The 17,649-nt window shown below is 67.5% G+C and carries 19 protein-coding genes; 3 read left to right on the top strand and 16 right to left on the bottom strand.

Annotation, left to right across the window (positions count from 1 at the left end; all coding sequences use genetic code 11):
• The 6 genes from Q1V87_RS06160 to Q1V87_RS06185 all read right to left on the bottom strand — a co-directional run.
• Positions 1–1,269 (bottom strand): AMP-binding protein (locus Q1V87_RS06160; RefSeq protein ID WP_300591300.1); only part of this gene is annotated, 1,269 nt, incomplete at its 3' end.
• 93 nt (positions 1,270–1,362) lie between these two features.
• Complete coding sequence (locus Q1V87_RS06165; RefSeq protein WP_300591301.1) at positions 1,363–3,345, bottom strand: acetoacetate--CoA ligase; 1,983 nt, start codon at positions 3,343–3,345, stop codon at positions 1,363–1,365.
• On the bottom strand, positions 3,342–4,241 hold the full coding sequence (locus Q1V87_RS06170) for an HAD hydrolase-like protein (protein ID WP_300591302.1): 900 nt from the start codon (positions 4,239–4,241) through the stop codon (positions 3,342–3,344). Before Q1V87_RS06170 ends, Q1V87_RS06165 begins: the two co-directional genes overlap by 4 nt.
• Positions 4,238–5,803: a pyruvate/oxaloacetate carboxyltransferase gene (locus Q1V87_RS06175; RefSeq protein WP_300591303.1), complete on the bottom strand. Its 1,566-nt coding sequence runs from the start codon at positions 5,801–5,803 to the stop codon at positions 4,238–4,240. The genes Q1V87_RS06170 and Q1V87_RS06175 overlap by 4 nt, the downstream gene beginning before the upstream one ends.
• Complete coding sequence (locus tag Q1V87_RS06180) at positions 5,800–7,167, bottom strand: biotin carboxylase N-terminal domain-containing protein (RefSeq protein ID WP_300591304.1); 1,368 nt, start codon at positions 7,165–7,167, stop codon at positions 5,800–5,802. Before Q1V87_RS06180 ends, Q1V87_RS06175 begins: the two co-directional genes overlap by 4 nt.
• Before the next feature lie 3 nt (positions 7,168–7,170).
• Entirely contained in the window at positions 7,171–7,323 is a 153-nt protein-coding gene (locus Q1V87_RS06185; protein WP_300591305.1) for an acetyl-CoA carboxylase biotin carboxyl carrier protein subunit, read from the bottom strand.
• Here Q1V87_RS06185 and Q1V87_RS06190 point away from each other — a divergent pair.
• Together Q1V87_RS06190 and Q1V87_RS06195 are read left to right on the top strand one after the other, a co-directional pair.
• Positions 7,274–7,453 carry a hypothetical protein gene (locus Q1V87_RS06190; protein WP_300591317.1) on the top strand — a complete coding sequence of 60 codons (180 nt, stop codon included), beginning with the start codon at positions 7,274–7,276 and terminating at the stop codon, positions 7,451–7,453. The two genes, Q1V87_RS06185 and Q1V87_RS06190, sit on opposite strands and share 50 nt — an antisense overlap.
• Positions 7,453–7,824, top strand: a complete 372-nt coding sequence (locus Q1V87_RS06195; RefSeq protein WP_300591306.1) for an HtaA domain-containing protein — start codon at positions 7,453–7,455, stop codon at positions 7,822–7,824. Before Q1V87_RS06190 ends, Q1V87_RS06195 begins: the two co-directional genes overlap by 1 nt.
• 51 nt (positions 7,825–7,875) lie before the next feature.
• Here the strand turns inward: Q1V87_RS06195 and Q1V87_RS06200 are convergent, their stop codons facing one another.
• The 7 genes from Q1V87_RS06200 to Q1V87_RS06230 all read right to left on the bottom strand — a co-directional run bounded on the left by Q1V87_RS06200 (position 7,876) and on the right by Q1V87_RS06230 (position 14,834).
• Positions 7,876–8,481, bottom strand: a complete 606-nt coding sequence (locus Q1V87_RS06200) for a DUF305 domain-containing protein (protein WP_341578647.1) — start codon at positions 8,479–8,481, stop codon at positions 7,876–7,878.
• Between the two features lie 96 nt (positions 8,482–8,577).
• Positions 8,578–9,033, bottom strand: a complete 456-nt coding sequence (locus Q1V87_RS06205) for a DUF6153 family protein (RefSeq protein WP_300591307.1) — start codon at positions 9,031–9,033, stop codon at positions 8,578–8,580.
• A gap of 271 nt (positions 9,034–9,304) precedes the next feature.
• Complete coding sequence (locus Q1V87_RS06210; protein WP_300591308.1) at positions 9,305–10,177, bottom strand: hypothetical protein; 873 nt, start codon at positions 10,175–10,177, stop codon at positions 9,305–9,307.
• 406 nt (positions 10,178–10,583) lie between these two features.
• Positions 10,584–11,804: an MFS transporter gene (locus Q1V87_RS06215; RefSeq protein WP_300591309.1), complete on the bottom strand. Its 1,221-nt coding sequence runs from the start codon at positions 11,802–11,804 to the stop codon at positions 10,584–10,586.
• A gap of 170 nt (positions 11,805–11,974) precedes the next feature.
• Complete coding sequence (locus tag Q1V87_RS06220) at positions 11,975–12,397, bottom strand: organic hydroperoxide resistance protein (protein WP_292707794.1); 423 nt, start codon at positions 12,395–12,397, stop codon at positions 11,975–11,977.
• Between the two features lie 81 nt (positions 12,398–12,478).
• Positions 12,479–12,898 (bottom strand): MarR family transcriptional regulator, encoded by a 420-nt coding sequence (locus Q1V87_RS06225; RefSeq protein WP_300591316.1) that lies wholly within the window; start codon positions 12,896–12,898, stop codon positions 12,479–12,481.
• 97 nt (positions 12,899–12,995) lie between these two features.
• The gene (locus Q1V87_RS06230; protein ID WP_300591310.1) at positions 12,996–14,834 is read right to left on the bottom strand and encodes a DUF2207 domain-containing protein; all 1,839 of its coding nucleotides are present in this window, start codon (positions 14,832–14,834) and stop codon (positions 12,996–12,998) included.
• A 43-nt stretch (positions 14,835–14,877) separates the two neighbouring features.
• Between Q1V87_RS06230 and Q1V87_RS06235 the strand changes: the two genes are divergently transcribed.
• The gene (locus Q1V87_RS06235; RefSeq protein WP_300591311.1) at positions 14,878–15,321 is read left to right on the top strand and encodes a MarR family transcriptional regulator; all 444 of its coding nucleotides are present in this window, start codon (positions 14,878–14,880) and stop codon (positions 15,319–15,321) included.
• Positions 15,322–15,349: 28 nt separating this feature from the next.
• Here the strand turns inward: Q1V87_RS06235 and Q1V87_RS06240 are convergent, their stop codons facing one another.
• The 3 genes from Q1V87_RS06240 to Q1V87_RS06250 all read right to left on the bottom strand — a co-directional run.
• The gene (locus tag Q1V87_RS06240; RefSeq protein WP_300591312.1) at positions 15,350–16,381 is read right to left on the bottom strand and encodes a DUF2804 domain-containing protein; all 1,032 of its coding nucleotides are present in this window, start codon (positions 16,379–16,381) and stop codon (positions 15,350–15,352) included.
• 100 nt (positions 16,382–16,481) lie between these two features.
• On the bottom strand, positions 16,482–16,943 hold the full coding sequence (locus Q1V87_RS06245; protein WP_300591313.1) for an Hsp20/alpha crystallin family protein: 462 nt from the start codon (positions 16,941–16,943) through the stop codon (positions 16,482–16,484).
• Between the two features lie 159 nt (positions 16,944–17,102).
• Positions 17,103–17,649 (bottom strand): acyl-CoA dehydrogenase family protein (locus tag Q1V87_RS06250; RefSeq protein WP_300591314.1); only part of this gene is annotated, 547 nt, incomplete at its 5' end.

The raw sequence follows: 17,649 nt of genomic DNA on the forward strand, positions 1-17,649 counted from the left end.
GATGAGCAGTTCCCCGGCCTCACCGACCGCACGATCGATGCTCGGGTCATCGGGGTCGACGACGCGGATCTCGGTGCTCGGAAACGGAACCCCGACAGTACCGGGGCGGCGCGTGGGGCCGATCGGGTTGCCGAGCGCGACGGGTGAGGATTCGGTCATGCCGTACCCCTCGACGAGGAGGCCTTCGCTGGCCTCCTCCCACCGCGTGACTGTCGGAATCGGCAGGCTCATCGCACCCGAGATCGCGAACCGGATGCTGCGCAGGTCGATCCGGCGATGGGCAGCAGCCCGCGCCAGGGCGTCGTAGACCGGCGGGACGGCAGGCAAGAACGTCGGCGGCGAGTGCTTCGCAGCGGCCACCACTGCGTCGACGTCAAACCGAGGGAACAGCACGATGCGTGCGCCGATCGAGACGGCGAAGGTGAGGCACAGCGTGAGGCCGTAGGCGTGGAAGAGGGGAAGCACGGCGTAGAAGGTTTCGGCACCTTCTTTCAGGCCCGGCACCCACGCGCGACCTTGAGCGGCGTTCGAGCGCAGATTGCGGTGCGAGAGGATCGCAGCCTTCGGGGTTCCGGTCGTACCGCTGGTCAGCTGCAGCAGCGCAATGTCATCGAGCGTCGGCTTCGCGGTCTTCCTCGCAAGAGGACGGGCAGCCGTCAGCGTCTTCCACGCCACGAGCTTCTTCGCGGTCGGCTTTGCCGTCATCGCGGTGCGGGTCTCCCGCGCTGCGGGGACCGGGAGCTGCAGAGCGAGACGCTTGCCCAGGGGCAGCGCGTCTGGCATCCGTACCGACACGATCGTTCGCGGCCTGACGTCTGAGGGCATCTCAGCGATCGTGTCGGCGACCTTATCCCACACGATTGCGGCGACCGCACCGTGCACCTCGAACTGGTGCCGCAGTTCCCGAGCCGTGTACAGCGGGTTGTGCTCCACGACGATGGCGCCCAGGCGCAGGATCGCGTAGAACGCCACGACGTGCTGCGGGCAGTTCGGCAACACGAGCGCGACCCGGTCACCCGCGACGACCCCCTGCTTACGGAGTCCGTTCGCGACGCGCTCGACCTGCTCGCCCAGCTCGCCATACGTCGTCGTTCTGCCGAAGAACTCGAGGGCCACGTCCTTGCGGTATCGGTCGACGGATGCCGAAAGCATGTCGACGAGCGTTTGGTCGACCGGGTCGATGTCCGCGGGCACACCGTCGGCGTAGGCGGCAAGCCACGGCCGGTGCGCCAGCGGCGACGAGTGCTCAGACGGGTTCGGGATGCTCATCGTCTCGTTTCTGGTCGACGGTGCGCGCCAGTCTACGGAGGCCCGTACGTCCCGCAGGGCATACGTCGACACTTCTGGAGTGCCTCCCGGCTGCTACGCCAGCAGGCCACGCTCGCGGGCGAAGCGGGCGAACGGTTCGAGGGCGTGAGAGTCATCCAGCGACGACAGCGCCGCCAGTTCGACAGGGTCACTCCCCTGCATCACGCGTTTCACTGGAACCTCGAGCTTCTTTCCCGTCCTGGTGTGCGGAATGGCGGAGACCACCGCGATGTGATCGGGCACGTGTCGGGGGGTGAGCGCCGCGCGCAGAGTGCCAGTGATCTGATGTGCGCCCTGCTCCTGGTCCCAGTCCTCGGTCGCGGGAACGACGAAAAGGACGAGCACACCCGGCCCCCCGTCGGGGTCCTCCAGGTGCACGACCAGGCTGTCAGTCACATCAGGCAGCTCCTCGACGACACGGTAGAATTCCGCAGTCCCGAGACGCACGCCGCCCCGGTTGAGTGTCGCGTCCGATCGGCCGGCAATGACGCAGCTGCCGCTCGGCGCGAACCGCACCCAGTCCCCGTGCCGCCAGACCCCGGGGTAGACATCGAAGTACGCGTCGCGATAACGACTGCCGTCAGCGTCCCCCCAGAAGCCGACCGGCATCGATGGCATGGGGCGACGGATGACGAGCTCGCCGAGGTCGTCGATGATGACCTCTCCGTGGGCGTCGAAGGCCACGGCGTCCACACCGAGCGAGGCGCCGCTGATCTCCCCGAGCCACACGTCGTGCAGCGGCGAGCCCTGCACGATCGCGGAACAGACGTCGGTGCCTCCGCTGCCGACGTTCAAGACGACATCGTCACCGAACTGCTCGTGAATCCACACGAATCCTTCGGCCGCAAGCGGGCTGCCGGCTACGCCGATCTGCCGCACGGACGAGAGATCGTGATCGTGGGCAGGGGAAAGTCCCGCCGTCCGCGACGCGCTGATAAGTCCCGGGCTCGCACCGACCAGCGTTGCCCGGGTCTGGGCGGCGAGGCGCCACTGCGCGTCGAGGTCGGGATAGAGGGGGTTTCCGTCGATCAGCACCGCGGCGGCGCCGTGCAACAGGGTCGAGACGAGGGTGTTCCACATCATCCAGGCCGTCGTGCTGAACCACATCAGTCGATCGCCCGCCCGCAGGTCCCAGTGCAGCCCGAGAGTCTTCAGGTGCTCGAGCAGGATGCCGCCATGCCCGTGGACGATCGGCTTGGGTGCCCCTGTCGTACCCGACGAGAACAACACAAACAGCGGATGCGCGAACGGCACTGGCGCGAAGGTGAGCGGATCGTCCGCGGGCGCCGCGATCTCGTCCCACGCCATGTCTGCATCGACGGCAAAGTCACCGTATGGCACGCCGATCGTCTTCCTGACCGTCGGCAGCCCCGCACGGATCGCAGCGACGTCGGCCGACTTGTCGATCGGTTTGTCACCGAAACGATAGCCACCGACAACCAGCAGGATGTCGGGATCGAGCTGACCGAAGCGGTCGAGAACTGCCCGGGCTCCGAACTCGGGAGCACAGCTGGCCCAGATCGCTCCGAGGCTCGCGGTCGCAAGGAACGCCACCACGGTCTCGGGGATGTTGGGAAGGTACGCCACGACCCGATCGCCAGGTCCGACGCCGAGTCGGTGCAGCCCCGCCCGCACCCGCCGGACCTGCTCGGCAAGGTCGCCGAAGCTCAGCGAGACGTCCTCGCGCGTCTGTGAGGTTGCGAAGATCGCGAGCGCATCGACATCGTGGCGCAGGCAGTGCTCGGCGTAGTTGAGCTCGGCACCCTCGAACCACGAGACGTCCGGCATCGGCCCGCCCGAAAGAACCGAGCGCGCAGGGGCGGATGCACGAACCCCGAAGAAGTCCCACACGCTCTGCCAGAAAGCCTCGAGCTCGTCGACCGACCACGCATGAAGTGACTGGACATCGTCGAAGCGCAGTCCACGTTCGGCAGCGAGCCAGCGCAGGTACTCTGCGATCACCGATCCATCGCGAGCAGCAGTCGAGGGGCGGTAGAGCACCTCGTGCGCGGGGGCGCGCTGGCCAGTGTCCGTCATCGCTTGAGACCGGTTGAGACCGGCATCCGCAGCTCGTCGGCATCCGTGAACAAGGCCGCGAGCTCGGTCATCGACTCGACCACGATCTCGGGCATCTCGTCGCCCGGGATGTCGGCGAGGCGCTCGCGGGTGGTCATCCCGGTGAGGACGATGCCCGCTACCGCCCCGCCACGACGGGCCATGCTGGCTTCGAGGTAGAGGTCATCTCCGAGCACAAGAGTGCTCTCGGTGGTCGTTCCCAGTGCCCAGCACACGGTCTCGAGCGCAAACGCCGACGGCTTTCCCAGCACCGTCCAGGGTTGCCCGGTCACGTGCGAAAGTCCTGCCACGATGAAGCCCGACAGTCCGACGTTCAGCCGGTCCTTGCTCGCGAAGGCCGGAGCATCCGAGGTGCAGTACAGCGTGGCACCGGCGAGGATCGCCTCCGCGGCGAACTGGAGCTTGGGCTTGGTGAACTCGGTGTCCCATCCCACTAGCACGGCGACGGCTCCGGATGCTGCGCCCGAGCGGTGCTCGCCAGGGTCGATGAGGTTCACCCCGTGGGCCCGCAGCACCGGCACCACCCCGCCACCGCCGTAAGCGAGCACGGGTTGCTGGCCGTAGCGCTCGCGCAAGGTGCGGGCCGCGGCCACGGCTGGGGTGAGTACCTCCTCGTCGGCGACGCCGAGCCCCAGGTGACGCAGGTGCGCGGCGATCTCGGCGGGCGGCTGCGCAGTGCCGTTCGTGAAGACGCACACCCGGCGCCCGGATGCCCGCATCTGCGCGATCAGTTCGGCAGCCCCCGGGAGTGCTGAGCCTTCCTGGCCTGCGGGTCCGTCAGAGATCACCAGGCATCCGTCGACATCGAACATGACACCCTCAACGGCGGCGAGGCGGGAAAGAATCTCGGATGTCATCGCTCCTCCTGTGCGGGACGGTCCAGGGCGATGCGGGTCTCGCCGAACGCGATACGCAAAGACCTCCACCGGGGCAGGGTGTGCGCAGCAGCGATGAACGAGGCGACATCCGTCGGCGGTGGCCCCGCGGATGCTGGTACCCAGCGCGGTGCGGGACCCGCGGCATACATCGGATCGAGCTGCTCGGCGGGCATCACGATCGCCAGCAGCAGGTCTTCGTCAGCCAGCTCACGGCCGAGCCTCTCGGAGTGCAGCATCCGCAGCTCGTCAAGCGACGGTTCGGGGACGGGCCGGTCGAGTTCGGCTGCGCGGGGAAGATCCCGCACGCGCGTCTGGACGTCGGGGTCAATCTGCCCCTCGGGAGTGCCGAAGTGGCCGAGGACGAATCGCACGACCTCATCGGGGATGCGGCTATAGCGGTCTTGTCCGTTCTCTTCGGCCAGTACGTTCATGAGCGCTTGGCTGCCCACGAACTGACTGAAGGGCGTCACCATGATCGGGTACCCGAGGTCGGCGCGCACCCGCACGCACTCCTCCAGCACTCGGGGAAGCCGATCGGCCATCCCGATCTCACCGAGTTGGCGTCGCAGGGTCCCCATCATTCCTCCCGGAACCTGGTGGACGTGTGCCCCGAGATCGAACTCGCTCGGAGCCCCGGCCGCCAGGCCCTGCGAGCGCGCAATCGCCCACAGCGTCTGCGCGGCCCGGGCAGTGGCATCCCGGTCGACATCAACCTCGATGCCAACGGCATCCAGGTTCACCAAGAGGTGCTCCAGGCTTGGCTGGGCGGTGCCGTTGGAGAGCGGCCCAAGACCCGTGTGCAGCACATCGACATCCAGAGCTGCGGCGGTGACATACAGCTGGGATGCCGCCCCCGTCGTGGTGTGGCTGTGCAGCTCGAGGGGCTTGTGCACGACCTCCCGCAGCTGCGGCACGAGCTCTCGCACGCGCTCGACGGTGAGCAAGCCGCCGGGGTCCTTGAGATACACATGGTCGATCGCCGGCTCGGCCTGGTAGGCAGCCGCATTAGCGAGGTAGCGCTCATCGGTGTGCACCGGGCTCTCGGTGAAGACGACACCGGCGACGATCTGCGTGAAGCCTTCGTCCTTGGCCCATTGCGCGACCCGGATGGTGGCGTCCCGGTCGTTCATCGGCTCGGCAATGTGCAGGCGCCGCACCCCGTGGGTGGCCATCATCCGCAGGGCAAGGCGCATCACCGGCTCGCTGGCCTTCTCCCACGACATGAAGCGCATCCCTGTCGTGATCGCCGACAACAGGGTGTCGGGGGCTGCCCCGCTGACCCGGTCCAGCCGCTCCCAGGGGTTCTCGTGGTGAAACTTCACCCCCATCGACAGGTGCGTGGAGCTGGTGAAATCGATCGCGGCGAGGTTCATCTGTGCCAGATCGACAGCCGCAGCTTCGGCCATGCCCGTCGTGATGCCGGTGGCTCCCCACAGGCTCTGGTTGCCGTCGCGCAAAGAGGTGTCGACGATGCGCACGGGCCCGCGGGTGCGGTGCCCGCCGAGCTGACTCAAGTGCGCGGCACGCGGATGCTGCGTCATCCGATCTTCTCCCTCATGCTCTCCCACTCCTGCCCGAACCCGGTGGTCGGCACGGGCCCCGCCCTGAAGTCCTCGTGGGCAAGGACCGCCTCGAGCATGGGGAGCGTGGTAGTCAGGCCCGCCACGCGCGTGTTGCGCACCGCGGCGACCGCGCCATCGACCGCGGCGGCGCGGTCATGGGCACGCACGATGAGCTTGGCGGCGAGGCTGTCGTAGTAGGGCGGAAACTCGAACCCGGACTCGATCTGGGTGTCGATGCGGATGCCGGGGCCACGGGGCCACCGCACCTGGCCGATCCGTCCCGCGTTGGGTCGGAAGTCGGCGGCGGGGTCTTCGGCATTGATACGCACCTCGATCGCGACAGCCGGCGGCACTGCGGGGGGCACCGGCAACCCGGTGGGCAGCCCCAGCGCCAGCAGGAGCTGCGCTGCGACGAGGTCGACGCCGAAGGCTTCCTCGGTGACCGGGTGCTCCACCTGGATGCGAGCGTTGACTTCGAGAAAGACGACGTCGTCGCTGAGCGTGTCGACGAGAAACTCCACCGTGCCGGCGCCCCGGTAGCGCAGCGCTTCCACGAGCGCACGCGAGGCATCGTGCAGCACGCGGCGACGCTCGGCCGACAACCCGGGAGCAGGGCATTCCTCGATGAGCTTTTGATGGCGGCGCTGCACAGAGCAGTCGCGGTCACCGAAGATCAGCGCGCCACCCTCGCCGTCGCCGAAGACTTGCACCTCGACGTGCCTGGCAGAGCCGTAGTAGCGCTCCATATAGAGGTCGCCGTTACCGAAGGCTGCCGCAGCTTCCTGCGCGGCCTGGGGAGCAAGGGCGACGAGTTCGGCTTCGGTGGTGGCAAGGCGGATGCCGCGCCCCCCGCCCCCGTGAATGGCCTTGACCATGAGCGGATAGCCCACGTCGGCACCGAGAGCTGCGACATCGTGCACGTCGGTGATGACCCGGCCCTGAGAGACGGGGACCCCGGCTGCCACCGCCACGGCCCGGGCGCTGCCCTTGTCACCGACAGCGCGCAGGGTCTCGGGACGGGGGCCGGCAAAGGCGATCCCCTCTTCCTCGAGAAGCTCACACAGCCGCGGCTGTTCGCTGAGGAAGCCGTAACCGGGGTGGACCACATCGGCGCCGGCGTGGACAGCTGCCTGGGCGATGAGTTCGGGGCGAAGGTAGCTCTGCGCCGACGGAGCGGGGCCGATGACCAGCACGCGGTCGGCAGCCCGGGCCGCGAGCGACTGCGTGTCAGCAGCGCTGGCAGCCAGCACCGCCTCTGCTCCGATCCGCTGCGCTGCGGCGACGATGCGCGCGGCGATCTCGCCGCGGTTGGCGACAAGAACGACGGGCCGGTCAGTGCTCACAGCTCACGCCTCGAACCGCGCGAGGACCTGACCGAACTGCACCTGCGCGCCATCCTGCGCCTCGAACGCCGCGATCGTGCCGGCGGCGCCTGCCACGACCGGGTTCATGAGCTTCATGATCTCGATGATCCCGATGGTGGTGTCGGCTTCGACCACATCTCCGGGCTCGACGAAAGGCGGCGCACCCGGCGCCGGCCGCCACGACTCCGGCCTCGGCGTGGAGTACGGGATCGAGGGCCTGCACGCCTACCTCAGCTACCAGTCAGTGCATCGGCGGGTGCGCTGATGCACGCGCTGCGGTGGGGCATCAAGAAGAGCCTGCACGAGTACGTGCGATCTGCCGAGGGCTCGATCGAGGTCGCTGACGGGGCGCGGCTCGACGGCGACGAGGTGATCTTTCCTGCGGACGACGGCGTCGAGGGCGCCTTCACCGGCTCCGTCCGCTTCCTCGCTCACGGCGGAATGATGGACTGGCGCCTGGCAGCCCCGCACCTCGAAGACGGCGGCTCGATTGTCACAATCGGCGGCCGCCGCGGCGCGCGCGTGCAGTTTGCGTCAGTCGAAGCCGGTGAGGTGAGTCTGACGCTGGACGGCGCCATCCTGCTCGGCAGCTTCTACGCCCCCGGCACCGCCCTAGACCCCCTCCGCGTAGAGTGACGCGGAGGGGGTCCTTCCAGAGCGAGGGCTTGCCGCTCTCAGCTCAGGCCGTCAGAGCTCGGCAAGCATGGCCCGCATGGTGGCGATCTCGGCAGTCTGAGCAACGATGATCGCCTCGGCGAGCTCCCTCACGTCGGGGCTGGATCCGCTGTCGAGTTCGTCCTGGGCCATGTCGATGGCACCCTCATGGTGGACGATCATCTGCTCGAGAAACAGACGCGATGCGTCAGGGCCGGAGGCCGCCGCCAGTGCCGACATGTCGTCGTCGCTCATCATTCCGTCGTCGTGGCCCATACCTGCCATTCCGCCGGCGCCGGGCATCTCCGCGCCCCACGCGGTGAGCCACCCCTCCATCGTGTCGATTTCGGGCTGCTGCGCGGCCTTGATGTTCTCTGCCAGCTCGCGCACGTCGGCATCGACCCCATCCTTGGCGAGGAGGGTGTCCGACATCTCGATGGCCTGCGCATGATGCGGGATCATCATCTGCACGAACATCACGTCCGTGGCATTGAACGCGAAAGCGGAAGCTGACGCGGAGGAAGGGGCGGTGCTGGCGCCCGGGCCGGAGCCGGTCACTGAAGCGCAGCCGGTGACGGCCAGAGCGAGGCTCAGCGCGATAGCGGTACTTGTTGCAGGACGATTCTTCATGATTGTCATCAGGGGTCTCCAAGGAGTGGGTCGTGAATGGCACCGGCCGGGGCCCGGCGGGTGTGCGGGGAAGAGCCGGGCGCAGGATTCTCCGGCTCTCGCATTTCACGTACGACTGATGCAGAGAGAGATGAGCGACGGGGCACGGGGAGGGAGCGTCAGAACGCCCCTGGCGGAGCTCGTCGGCCGCGGGAGAACCGACAGCCACCGCAGACGTGGACCAGACCACCTCAACAGCAGCGCCGTCACGAGCAGGGCGAGTACGCACGCCATGGCGAGCATCCCGGAGTGGCCACCCGCGGCGCAGTCCTCGCACGATGCGTCAGTGACAACGTGCGCCGTGTGGTCGCCCGGTACGGCAGTCAGTGCGTCGTGGTGACTGTGCGTATGAGGGGTGCTCACTGTCGAGGCGAGGAGATGCCCCCCGGCTGTCGGCGCGTTCAACGCGTGCATGGCGAGAAGTCCGATGATGACAGCCGCGGTGACGCCGACGACCAGAAGCAGCGTCCCCGCTACCGAATTCCCGCCTCGCACACGACGTGCCAGCGCGATCAGCGACATGCGACCTCCCGCCCTCATGGTACGACTCCCCGAGAACTGACCGCGCCGCCGGCCATCCCACATACGGATCTGTCGGCTCTCGCGGGACCCGCTATGAATCACAAAAAGATAACGGCGAAGCCTTCCCTTCCGTTACCTCACCGTTATAGAGTGCTTGCACGGTAGTTGTTTTGCTGTGGCAGCTACCGGCATGTGATTGCAGGACACTCTTGGTGCAAGGGACAAGGGCCGGTCGGAAGCCTCTCCGACCGGCCCTTACTTGTGTCCCGGCTCAGTACCAGCCAGTGGACTGCGAGTGGCTCCACGCGTTGCACGGCGAGCCGTAGCGTCCGGCGATGTAGCCAAGGCCCCAGCGCACCTGCGTGACTGCATTGGACGCCCAGTCGCCACCGGCAGAGCTCATCTTGCTGGCGGGGAGCGCCTGCGGAATACCCCCTGCACCACTCGAGGAGTTGTAGGCGGCATAGTTCCAGCCGGACTCCTTGTTCCACAGCGACACGAGGCACGAGAACTCACCGTCACCCCAGCCGTACTGCGACGCCATGATGTCGCGGGCAGCAGCCTGCGCCGCACCCGGGGAGTTATCGCCCGTGGACGCCACGGGCCCGGAAACGGCCGGCGCTGCCGCGGCCGCTGCGCGCGCAGCCTCCTCAGCTGCAACGCGCGCGGCTTCTTCAGCCGCGGCCTTGGCTGCAGCTTCCTCGGCAGCCCGGCGGGCTTCCTCAGCTGCGACTGCAGCGGCCAGTCGCTCGCGCAGCCCGTCAATCTTGGCCTGCGTGTCGGCAACGGCATCCGTGACCGCTGAGGTGAGCGAGGGCAGCAGCACGATCGGCAGAAGATCCAGTCCATCCAAATCGGCGGTTGCCGCTTCCACAGCCGACACCGAGACAGTAGTGGGGGCGTCGACCGTCAGCCCGGATGCCGCGACCTCCCCATTCAGAGCAGTGGCATCCGCCGCAACGGTCGCCGCGGCAGCAAGTGCGGCTTTGGCATCAGAGGTGAGCGACTCGACGGAGGAGGCGTCAGTTTGGATGGATGCCGGAATCGGCGGTGCTTCGCTCCGCGCGGTGGGGACGGTCGCGAGAGCCGGCGTCTGTGCGAAGGCGGCAGTCGATGAGACCCCCAGCAGCAAGGTGAGCCCCATCGCGGCTGCGGTCAGAGCACGAGCGCGGGGACGGGAAACGAGGGGAGTTGACGATGAACGTTGACGCACGAATTCAGTGGCTTCCTGTTCGGAGAATCAAGCGGGCAGCACCAGTGGGCCCGGAAAAGTGTGCCTCGGGCGGCACACAAGTGTCCGAGTCTGGGTGCTCTTCCTGAACGAAACCTCCACGAATCCTGACCGGATCATGCGCTGGCTATGAATCACAAAAAGATAACGGTGAGGTCTTCCCTTCCGTTACCTCACCGTTATAGAGTGCTTGCACGGTAGTTGTTTTGCTGTGGCAGCTACCGACATGTGATTGCAGGACACTCTTGGTGCAAGGGACAAGGGCCGGTCGGAAGCCTCTCCGACCGGCCCTTACTTGTACCCGAACGATGCCTCGGCGTCATCGCCGCTCGCGACCGAGGACCCCTGCGACACCGCCGAGCAGGGCGAGCAGAACGGATGCCGCCACGACGAGGCTGAAAGCGGCTGCGGCACCCCCGATCGCCGCACCAGCACCGCCGACTGCGGTACCGATACCGACGCCCAAGACCACACCACTGCCGGTGAGCGTCATGAGAACGCCCGCCCGAGTGCGTTCGGCGATGGATCCCGCGACGCTATAGAGCGTAAGAAGTGCCGGCCCCTGGAAGGCGCCCGCGAAGACCGCGAACATCAGAAGGATGGGCACGGTCGGGGCTAGGGTCATCCCGATGCCCCCGAGAGCCATGCCGACGGCTGCGCCGATCCATCGCATCCAGGGGCCGATGGATGACGGCAGCGCGACCATCGCCATCGTCGTGACAGCCGACCCGATGGCCATGACGGCGTAGAACAGCGCACCCGCGTCCGGCACCCCCTGCGTGCGTGCGAACGCCGTGAGACCCGCCTGGCTCGCGCCGAAGAACACCCCCATCGCGAGCATCCCCGCCAGGACGAGAGCCGCCATTGCCGAACGCGCACGTCCACCCTCAGCGGCAGCGACGACGTCTGCATCCGTCGTCGGCTCCCGGCGCGGCACCAGCGCGGCACTGCGGTGAAGCGCGAACTGTGTCACGAACACCGCGATCAACGCTGCGGCCGCCAGGAGCGAGAGCTGCGGCGACAGCACGACGGCAACGATGCCGACCAGCGCCGGACCGATGATGTAGACGACCTCGTCGACGACGCCCTCGAACGCGAAGGCTGCCGAGACGTCATCGCGCGACATGGCGAGCCACCGGACCCGCGAGAGGGGTCCGACCTGTGGCAGGGAAAGGCCCGCGAGGCCGGCGAGCGCGACAGCCAACCCGTCGGGCACGTGCCCGACGGCGAGGACGAATGCCACGACGGATGCGACAGTGGTCACGACGCCGATCAGGAGCACGCGGCGCTGGCCCCCTCGATCAGAGAGGGCACCGCCGACGGGCGCTCCGACCGCCTCGCCGAGCGCCGTCGCGGCGGCGGCCACTCCGCCGACCGCGATGGAGCCGGTCGCCGATGTCGCGAGGGTGAGTATGGCAAGCGGGACCATCGACACCGGCAGGCGCCCGAGCGACGTCGCAATGAGATAGCCCCAGCCAGCGAGAGAGGGCAGGGCGCGGTAGGCGGCGAGGGCAGAACGCCCCGACGACGGATCAGTCACAGACGGAATCGCTTTCCGACGCATCCCCCGACCCGGATGGCGTCGCCCACCCGCTGATGAACTGTTGTGGCACGGACTCTATCAGCGGCAGATCTCGCCCAGTGAGCAGCGTGAACGGCAGGGGCCGGTCGGATGCCTCTCCGCCGGCCCTGTCGTTCGTCTGCTCGAGGTCAGTCCTCGACGACGCGGACGATGACCTCGATGTTGCCTCGGGTCGCGTTGGAGTAGGGGCAGACGAGGTGTGCGGCGTCAGCCAGCGCCTGCGCCTGATCGGCCGCAACGTCCGGGATGACGACCTCGAGCTCGACAGCCAGGCCGAACCCTCCGTCACCGTTGGGTCCGATACCCACGCGGGCACCGACGCTGGTGTCGTGGAGCTGCACCTTCTCGCGGCGCGCGACACTCAACAGCGCGCTGTGGAAACAGGCGGCGTACCCCGCGGCGAACAGCAGCTCGGGGTTGAGCGCGCCGCCCGCGCCACCCATCTCTTTCGGCACGCGCACGTCGGCATCCAGCAAACCGTCGATCGTCGCCACGTGACCGTTGCGGCCGTCGCCGGTGGCCAGGGCTTCAGCGGTGTACAGGGTTTCCATGGGGTTCTCCTTCTGTATGGGGATTCGTGGCTGCTCGCGGGCACGCGTGATCGCAATCACCCCGGCGGCGAGTCGGAAGCGTCAGACGTGCGAAGCGCTGTCGGCCTGGATGCTGGCCGTGTACGCCCGCACCTCCGATGCCAGGGATTGCGCCATGTCGAGTGGTATGCCCATGCACCGCGCGATCTCACCGGGCACATGGGCGAGCTCTGCCCGGAGGGCTGAGCCGCGATCGGTGAGCCGAATCGTCACGACGCGAGCATCCTCGCTGGAGCGCGCACGCGCGACGAATCCGAGAGCCTCCAGGCGGCTCAGGAGGGGCGAGAGCGTGCCGGAGTCGAGGACCAGGTCATCGCCGAGTTCCGTGACGGTACGCGGCTCCCGCTCCCAGAGCTCTACGAGCACGAGGTATTGCGGGTAGGTCAGTCCCCACGGCTTGAGGGTGCGGCGATAGGCCTGTGTCGTGGCGCGATGTGCCGCGTAGAGCGAGAAGCACAGCATCCGGTCGAGGGCGCGCTCTGGGACCTTCTCTTTCGCGATCACAGAAAAAGCATTGCACACAATTTAATTGTGCACAATCTAATGTGGGTGCTCCCTCTCAGACCCCGCCACCGCCACCACCCCCGCCACCGCCGCCGGCGCTTCCGCCGCCGCTGGAGCCGCCCGAGGTGGACGACGTGGTGGTGGTCGAGAGGGTCGAGATCCCTGAGGAGAAGGCAGCAGCGTTGAATCCCGCCGTGCCGACATACCAGCCGGGGACGCCGGTCTGGTCGTAGAGCACAGCGAGGTGTTCGGCCCATTCCTCCTCTTGGCCGAACACCACGGCGTACGGCAGCAGCGTCTCGTAGATCCGCAGCATCTGACGGGGGTTCGCGGGATCCACGCGCGCACCGCTGTCGTCGAGCGCGATTCGCTCGGCGCCCTGCGGCGACTGCAGCATCCGGATCCGGTCGGCCTCCGCCCACTCGATGAAGACCTGCAGGCCCTTCAGGTGATCACGAGTCTCGGCGCCGGCGGCGGTGAGCGGCTTCCGAGACACCAGGCCAGCGACCACGAAGATCATCACGAAAGCCGGAATCATCAGGAGCACGGGGATGGTGGCGTCGACGTACGCACCAAGCGCGAGGAACCCGAACATGATCGTCAGGATGCCGAACACGATCGCCCCGAGCGTCGGCCAGAACCGTAGGCCGCTGGGAACACGGCGTCGAAGCCCGCGCGTGTCGAGTTCTCGCTCCGCCGCCTTGATGATGCGGCGCGCGGCCGACGAGAGTCGTGTGTCGCTCGACCCGAACTCGTAGTCGTCTCCGGGCGCCATGGTGGGGAACAGCCCCTGCAGCAGCAGGAGTCCGTCACCGTCGGCGCGGGCCGGATCCATCAGCACCGCCTTGAGCTTCAGGCCACCGAAGAGCTTGCGGCCGGCTTCCTCGATCCGGATGCTGCCGACCACCGCCTGCTCGAGCACCTCGGCGGGGATCGCCTTCGTCGTCTTGCCGAGCAGTACCGCGCTCTCAAGCGCATCGATCCGCGGCGGCGGCGCGTACTCGGCGATGATCGTCGGCCGGCCGGGCTCGTCGCGCAGCATCCTGACCCGGAACACGATCGCCCACACGAGCGACCCGATGACGCCGAGAAAGGCGAGAGCCTGCAGCCACCCGAACGGCGAGGCGAGGTAGGAGCTGTCGAACGACGTGAAGGTGTCGGGGTCAAAGGCGACGGAGATCGTCATCGTCTCGTACGAGTGCAGGTCAGTGGCGGATGCCGTGACTGTCACCCCGCCGTCGGCATCCGTCGTCGAGGCGATCGAGCACTGGTCGGTAGCGCCTGCAGCACCGACGTAGCAGGACTGCGCCCCCGTGAGGGCGGCGGCAAGTTCGGTCGGAACGTGCAGCGTCGCCGAGACCGACCCAAAGGGCTGAACCCAGTCGACACCGTTGACGTTCCAGTACAGCTCATCCACCCCGGTGTCATCGAAGAAGCGGGCCACGTTTTCGAGCGTGTAGGTGAAGACGTAGGTCTGCGCACCGTGGACGTAGTCGTCAGCGCGCGAGGTCATGGCGTAGACGCCGTCCTCACTCTCGACCTCGGCGGGCCTCGGGTTCCCGTCGACGTCGGTGATCGACACGAGTTGCGGATGCAGGGGCGCACCCAGGTACGTGTCGGGCAGGATGCGGCGCATCCCCCGGTTCTGGTCGTACTCGGGGAAGATCGCGACGAACGTCTCGACGACGGTCATCGTGCTGGTGCCGTCTTCGGCGCGGCCGAGCGTGTAGTCGGCATCCAGGCTCTCGAAAACGAAGTCGTCGACGTCGGTGGACACCGCCGCGGCTTCATCACCGAACGACACACTCACCGAGCACGCGACGATCGCGACCAGCGCGATGGCGAGCGTCGCGACGGCGCCGACGGTCCGGTGCAACAGGATCCGGGCTGACATGAGATCAGCCTAGGGGCGCCGCCGTGGTCGTACTCTGGTGTGCATGACGGACCGGCGACTGGCGATCGACGCATGGGAGAGCCTGTTTCGCGCGCAACACGAAGTGCTCGCCCAGATCAGCGGCGACTTCGTGGTCGGCGAGCTGACGCAGGGTGAGTATGACGTCCTGCTCACCGTCACCCGGGCGCCCGGGATGTCGGCACGCCTGCGGGATGTGACGTCAAACATGCTGATCAGCCAGCCGAGCGTCTCGCGGCTCGTCGACCGCATGGTCGCCTCGGGGCTGCTGACAAAGTGCTCAGATCCTGACGATGGCCGCGGGGCAGTGGTCACCGCAACAGATCGGGGCGCGAGCCTGTTCCGCAAGGTCGCCTCGGCCCACGGCAGGGCCATCGCAGAACGGATGTCGACCCTGAGCGACATCGAACTCGAGCAGCTCCGCACGCTGACCGCCAAGCTCCGTCAGTCGCGCCCATCAGACTGCTGACGCCAGCATCCGGGCCCGAGTTGGTCTGCTACCACCGGTTGTGGACGTGCTCGGCCCATCCCTCGATGCCCTCGAACGGGATGACCTCGCCGTTCGCCGTCGTGAAGGTTCCTGACCACACGCCGAAGCACTGGTCGGTCGCCGCCGCAATGATGCCGAGGTTCGTTCGCGCTACACGGTCATAGAAGGGGACGAATCGCGCGTCCAGACCGCCGCCGCACACCGACCACGGGCGCAGGAAGTCTGCCTGGTCGTAGTCCCACGCCAGATCGTCGTGGATCTTGTGCATCCGTCCATCAACGAAGAACGCGTTCTCGGTGGCGCCGGTGCCGTCGGTCCACTTTCCGCCGACCTGGATGCCGATCACGCTGCCCCGGTAGCGGCCAGAACCCGCACCCCAGTTCCAGGTGATGTCGTAGGGCCATCGCCCACGACCGTGGTCGAGCACCGCCCACGACTCCCCCGCCGGCAGGTCGTAGACCTCGCCGTCGATGGCGATCGTGCCGGTCGCGCAACGCGCGACATCCTTGACCGTGTACTGAAATCGACGGTCGGTCCACGGCACAACGACGGCGAGACATTCGTGTCCGGCGGGCTTCTCAGCGAAAGCAGCGATGGACGCGCGGGGGACCTCGACGCGCATCCGGACGCCGCCTGTCTCCTCGGTGATCTCGATCCGAAGATCCTTGGCGCGTGCCATAACAGGCCCCTGCCCCAGCGACCCGGGCAGGCTCACGCCGCGTGCGGGAACGACGGTGGCCGCGCGATGGACAGCCTCGTTCGACTCACGATCGAACACCCAGACCTCGTGCACCGTGGCGTAGTCGATGGACGACACCGTGACGCCCACGATGTACCGCGGCGTCATGATATTCCAGTATTCCCACCGCTTGTTGCGCCCCCAGGACCGTCGCGGCCCGATCCCGTCAGTCCGGATGAGTGGGGAGCGTGCCCAGCCGACCGCGGCGGGGTTCAGGCGCCCATCGGGAAGGGTGAGTTCGACCGGAGCCGTGATCTCACTGCGGGAGTCTTGTCTGGAAAAACGAGTCGTCGTCGACACGCACTCCAGCCTAGAGGCGGGGGACTATTCATCCCGCCGCACGCGCGAGCTCGCAAAAGCCCCCGGTCCGTTCTCGGGCCGGGGGCTTCTGGAGAGAAGGTCAGGCGCTGGCGCCGGCCTCCTGGATCTCACTGTGGGACTCGTCGACAGTGATCGTTGCCGGAGCCTCGGTCGCGATGTCGATCTTGCGCGGCTTGGCCTTGGGGCTCACCGGAATCGTGACCGTCAGCACGCCATGCGCGTAGCTGGCCGCGATGCCCTCGGTGTCGATCCCCTGACCGAGGCTCAGCTGACGGAGGAAGCTGCCGGACTCACGCTCGCGCGTGATCCACTTCACACCCTCCTGCGAGGTGAGCGTACGCTCGGCGCGAATCGTGAGCAGCTGGCCGTCGACATCCACGTCGACCGAGCCGGGGTCGATCCCCGGAAGGTCGGCGGAGAGGACGTAGTGGTCGCCGTCACGGTAGAGGTCCATCGGCATCTGACGCGGTCCGCGCCGGTTGCCGTCGAAGAGTGCGTTCGCGAATCGCTCCATCTCGCGGAGCGGGTCATAGTTTGCCATCTCGTCTCCTTTATGAGCGGGGTCGGATGCGGCATCCGACCGAGTTCTAGAAGTTGAGTCACCTCGACTCAACTGAGTTCAGATTAGCACTCTCGACATGCGAGTGCCAGCTCCCAGAGCGCGCGAAAGACTCGCTCTCGGCGAACAGGATCCTGCGGCTCAGCGGAAGGCGGGGATGCCGGTGATCGCCTGGCCGAGCACGAGCGTGTGCATCTCGACGGTGCCCTCGTACGTCAGAACCGACTCGAGGTTCGCGGCGTGACGGATGACGGGGTACTCGAGTGAGATCCCGTTTGCGCCAAGGATCGTGCGCGCGGTGCGGCAGATCTCCAGCGCCTCCCGCACATTGTTGAGTTTGCCGAGGCTCACCTGCTGCGGCGTGAGCTCGCCGGCGTCCTTGCGACGCCCGAGGTGGAGCGCGAGCAGCAGTCCCTTCTCATACTCGACGACGGCGTCGACGAGTTTCTGCTGCGTGAGCTGAAACGCCGCGATCGGTTTGCCGAACTGCATCCGCCCCCCCGCGTAGGTGAGCGCGGCGATCAGCGCCGACCGCGCGGCACCGAGCGCGCCCCAGGTGATGCCGTATCGCGCCTCGTTGAGGCAGCTGAGCGGACCGCGAAGCCCGACGACCTCGGGGAGCACCGCATCCGCGGGCAGGCGCACCGCATCGAGCACGAGTTCCGAGGTCACTGACGCCCGAAGCGAC

The organism is Microbacterium sp. (genome assembly GCF_030149085.1).
Lineage (GTDB): Bacteria > Actinomycetota > Actinomycetes > Actinomycetales > Microbacteriaceae > Microbacterium.

Excerpts from the sequence above, each read along its gene's own strand:
- Q1V87_RS06165 (WP_300591301.1), bottom strand. The coding sequence starts at position 3,345 with ATGACGGACACTGGCCAGCGCGCCCCCGCGCACGAGGTGCTCTACCGC.
- Q1V87_RS06170 (WP_300591302.1), bottom strand. The coding sequence starts at position 4,241 with ATGACATCCGAGATTCTTTCCCGCCTCGCCGCCGTTGAGGGTGTCATG.
- Q1V87_RS06175 (WP_300591303.1), bottom strand. The coding sequence starts at position 5,803 with ATGACGCAGCATCCGCGTGCCGCGCACTTGAGTCAGCTCGGCGGGCAC.
- Q1V87_RS06190 (WP_300591317.1), top strand. The coding sequence starts at position 7,274 with ATGAGCTTCATGATCTCGATGATCCCGATGGTGGTGTCGGCTTCGACC.
- Q1V87_RS06195 (WP_300591306.1), top strand. The coding sequence starts at position 7,453 with ATGCACGCGCTGCGGTGGGGCATCAAGAAGAGCCTGCACGAGTACGTG.
- Q1V87_RS06200 (WP_341578647.1), bottom strand. The coding sequence starts at position 8,481 with ATGACAATCATGAAGAATCGTCCTGCAACAAGTACCGCTATCGCGCTG.
- Q1V87_RS06205 (WP_300591307.1), bottom strand. The coding sequence starts at position 9,033 with ATGTCGCTGATCGCGCTGGCACGTCGTGTGCGAGGCGGGAATTCGGTA.
- Q1V87_RS06210 (WP_300591308.1), bottom strand. The coding sequence starts at position 10,177 with ATGGGGCTCACCTTGCTGCTGGGGGTCTCATCGACTGCCGCCTTCGCA.
- Q1V87_RS06220 (WP_292707794.1), bottom strand. The coding sequence starts at position 12,397 with ATGGAAACCCTGTACACCGCTGAAGCCCTGGCCACCGGCGACGGCCGC.
- Q1V87_RS06225 (WP_300591316.1), bottom strand. The coding sequence starts at position 12,898 with ATGCTGTGCTTCTCGCTCTACGCGGCACATCGCGCCACGACACAGGCC.
- Q1V87_RS06230 (WP_300591310.1), bottom strand. The coding sequence starts at position 14,834 with ATGTCAGCCCGGATCCTGTTGCACCGGACCGTCGGCGCCGTCGCGACG.
- Q1V87_RS06235 (WP_300591311.1), top strand. The coding sequence starts at position 14,878 with ATGACGGACCGGCGACTGGCGATCGACGCATGGGAGAGCCTGTTTCGC.
- Q1V87_RS06245 (WP_300591313.1), bottom strand. The coding sequence starts at position 16,943 with ATGGCAAACTATGACCCGCTCCGCGAGATGGAGCGATTCGCGAACGCA.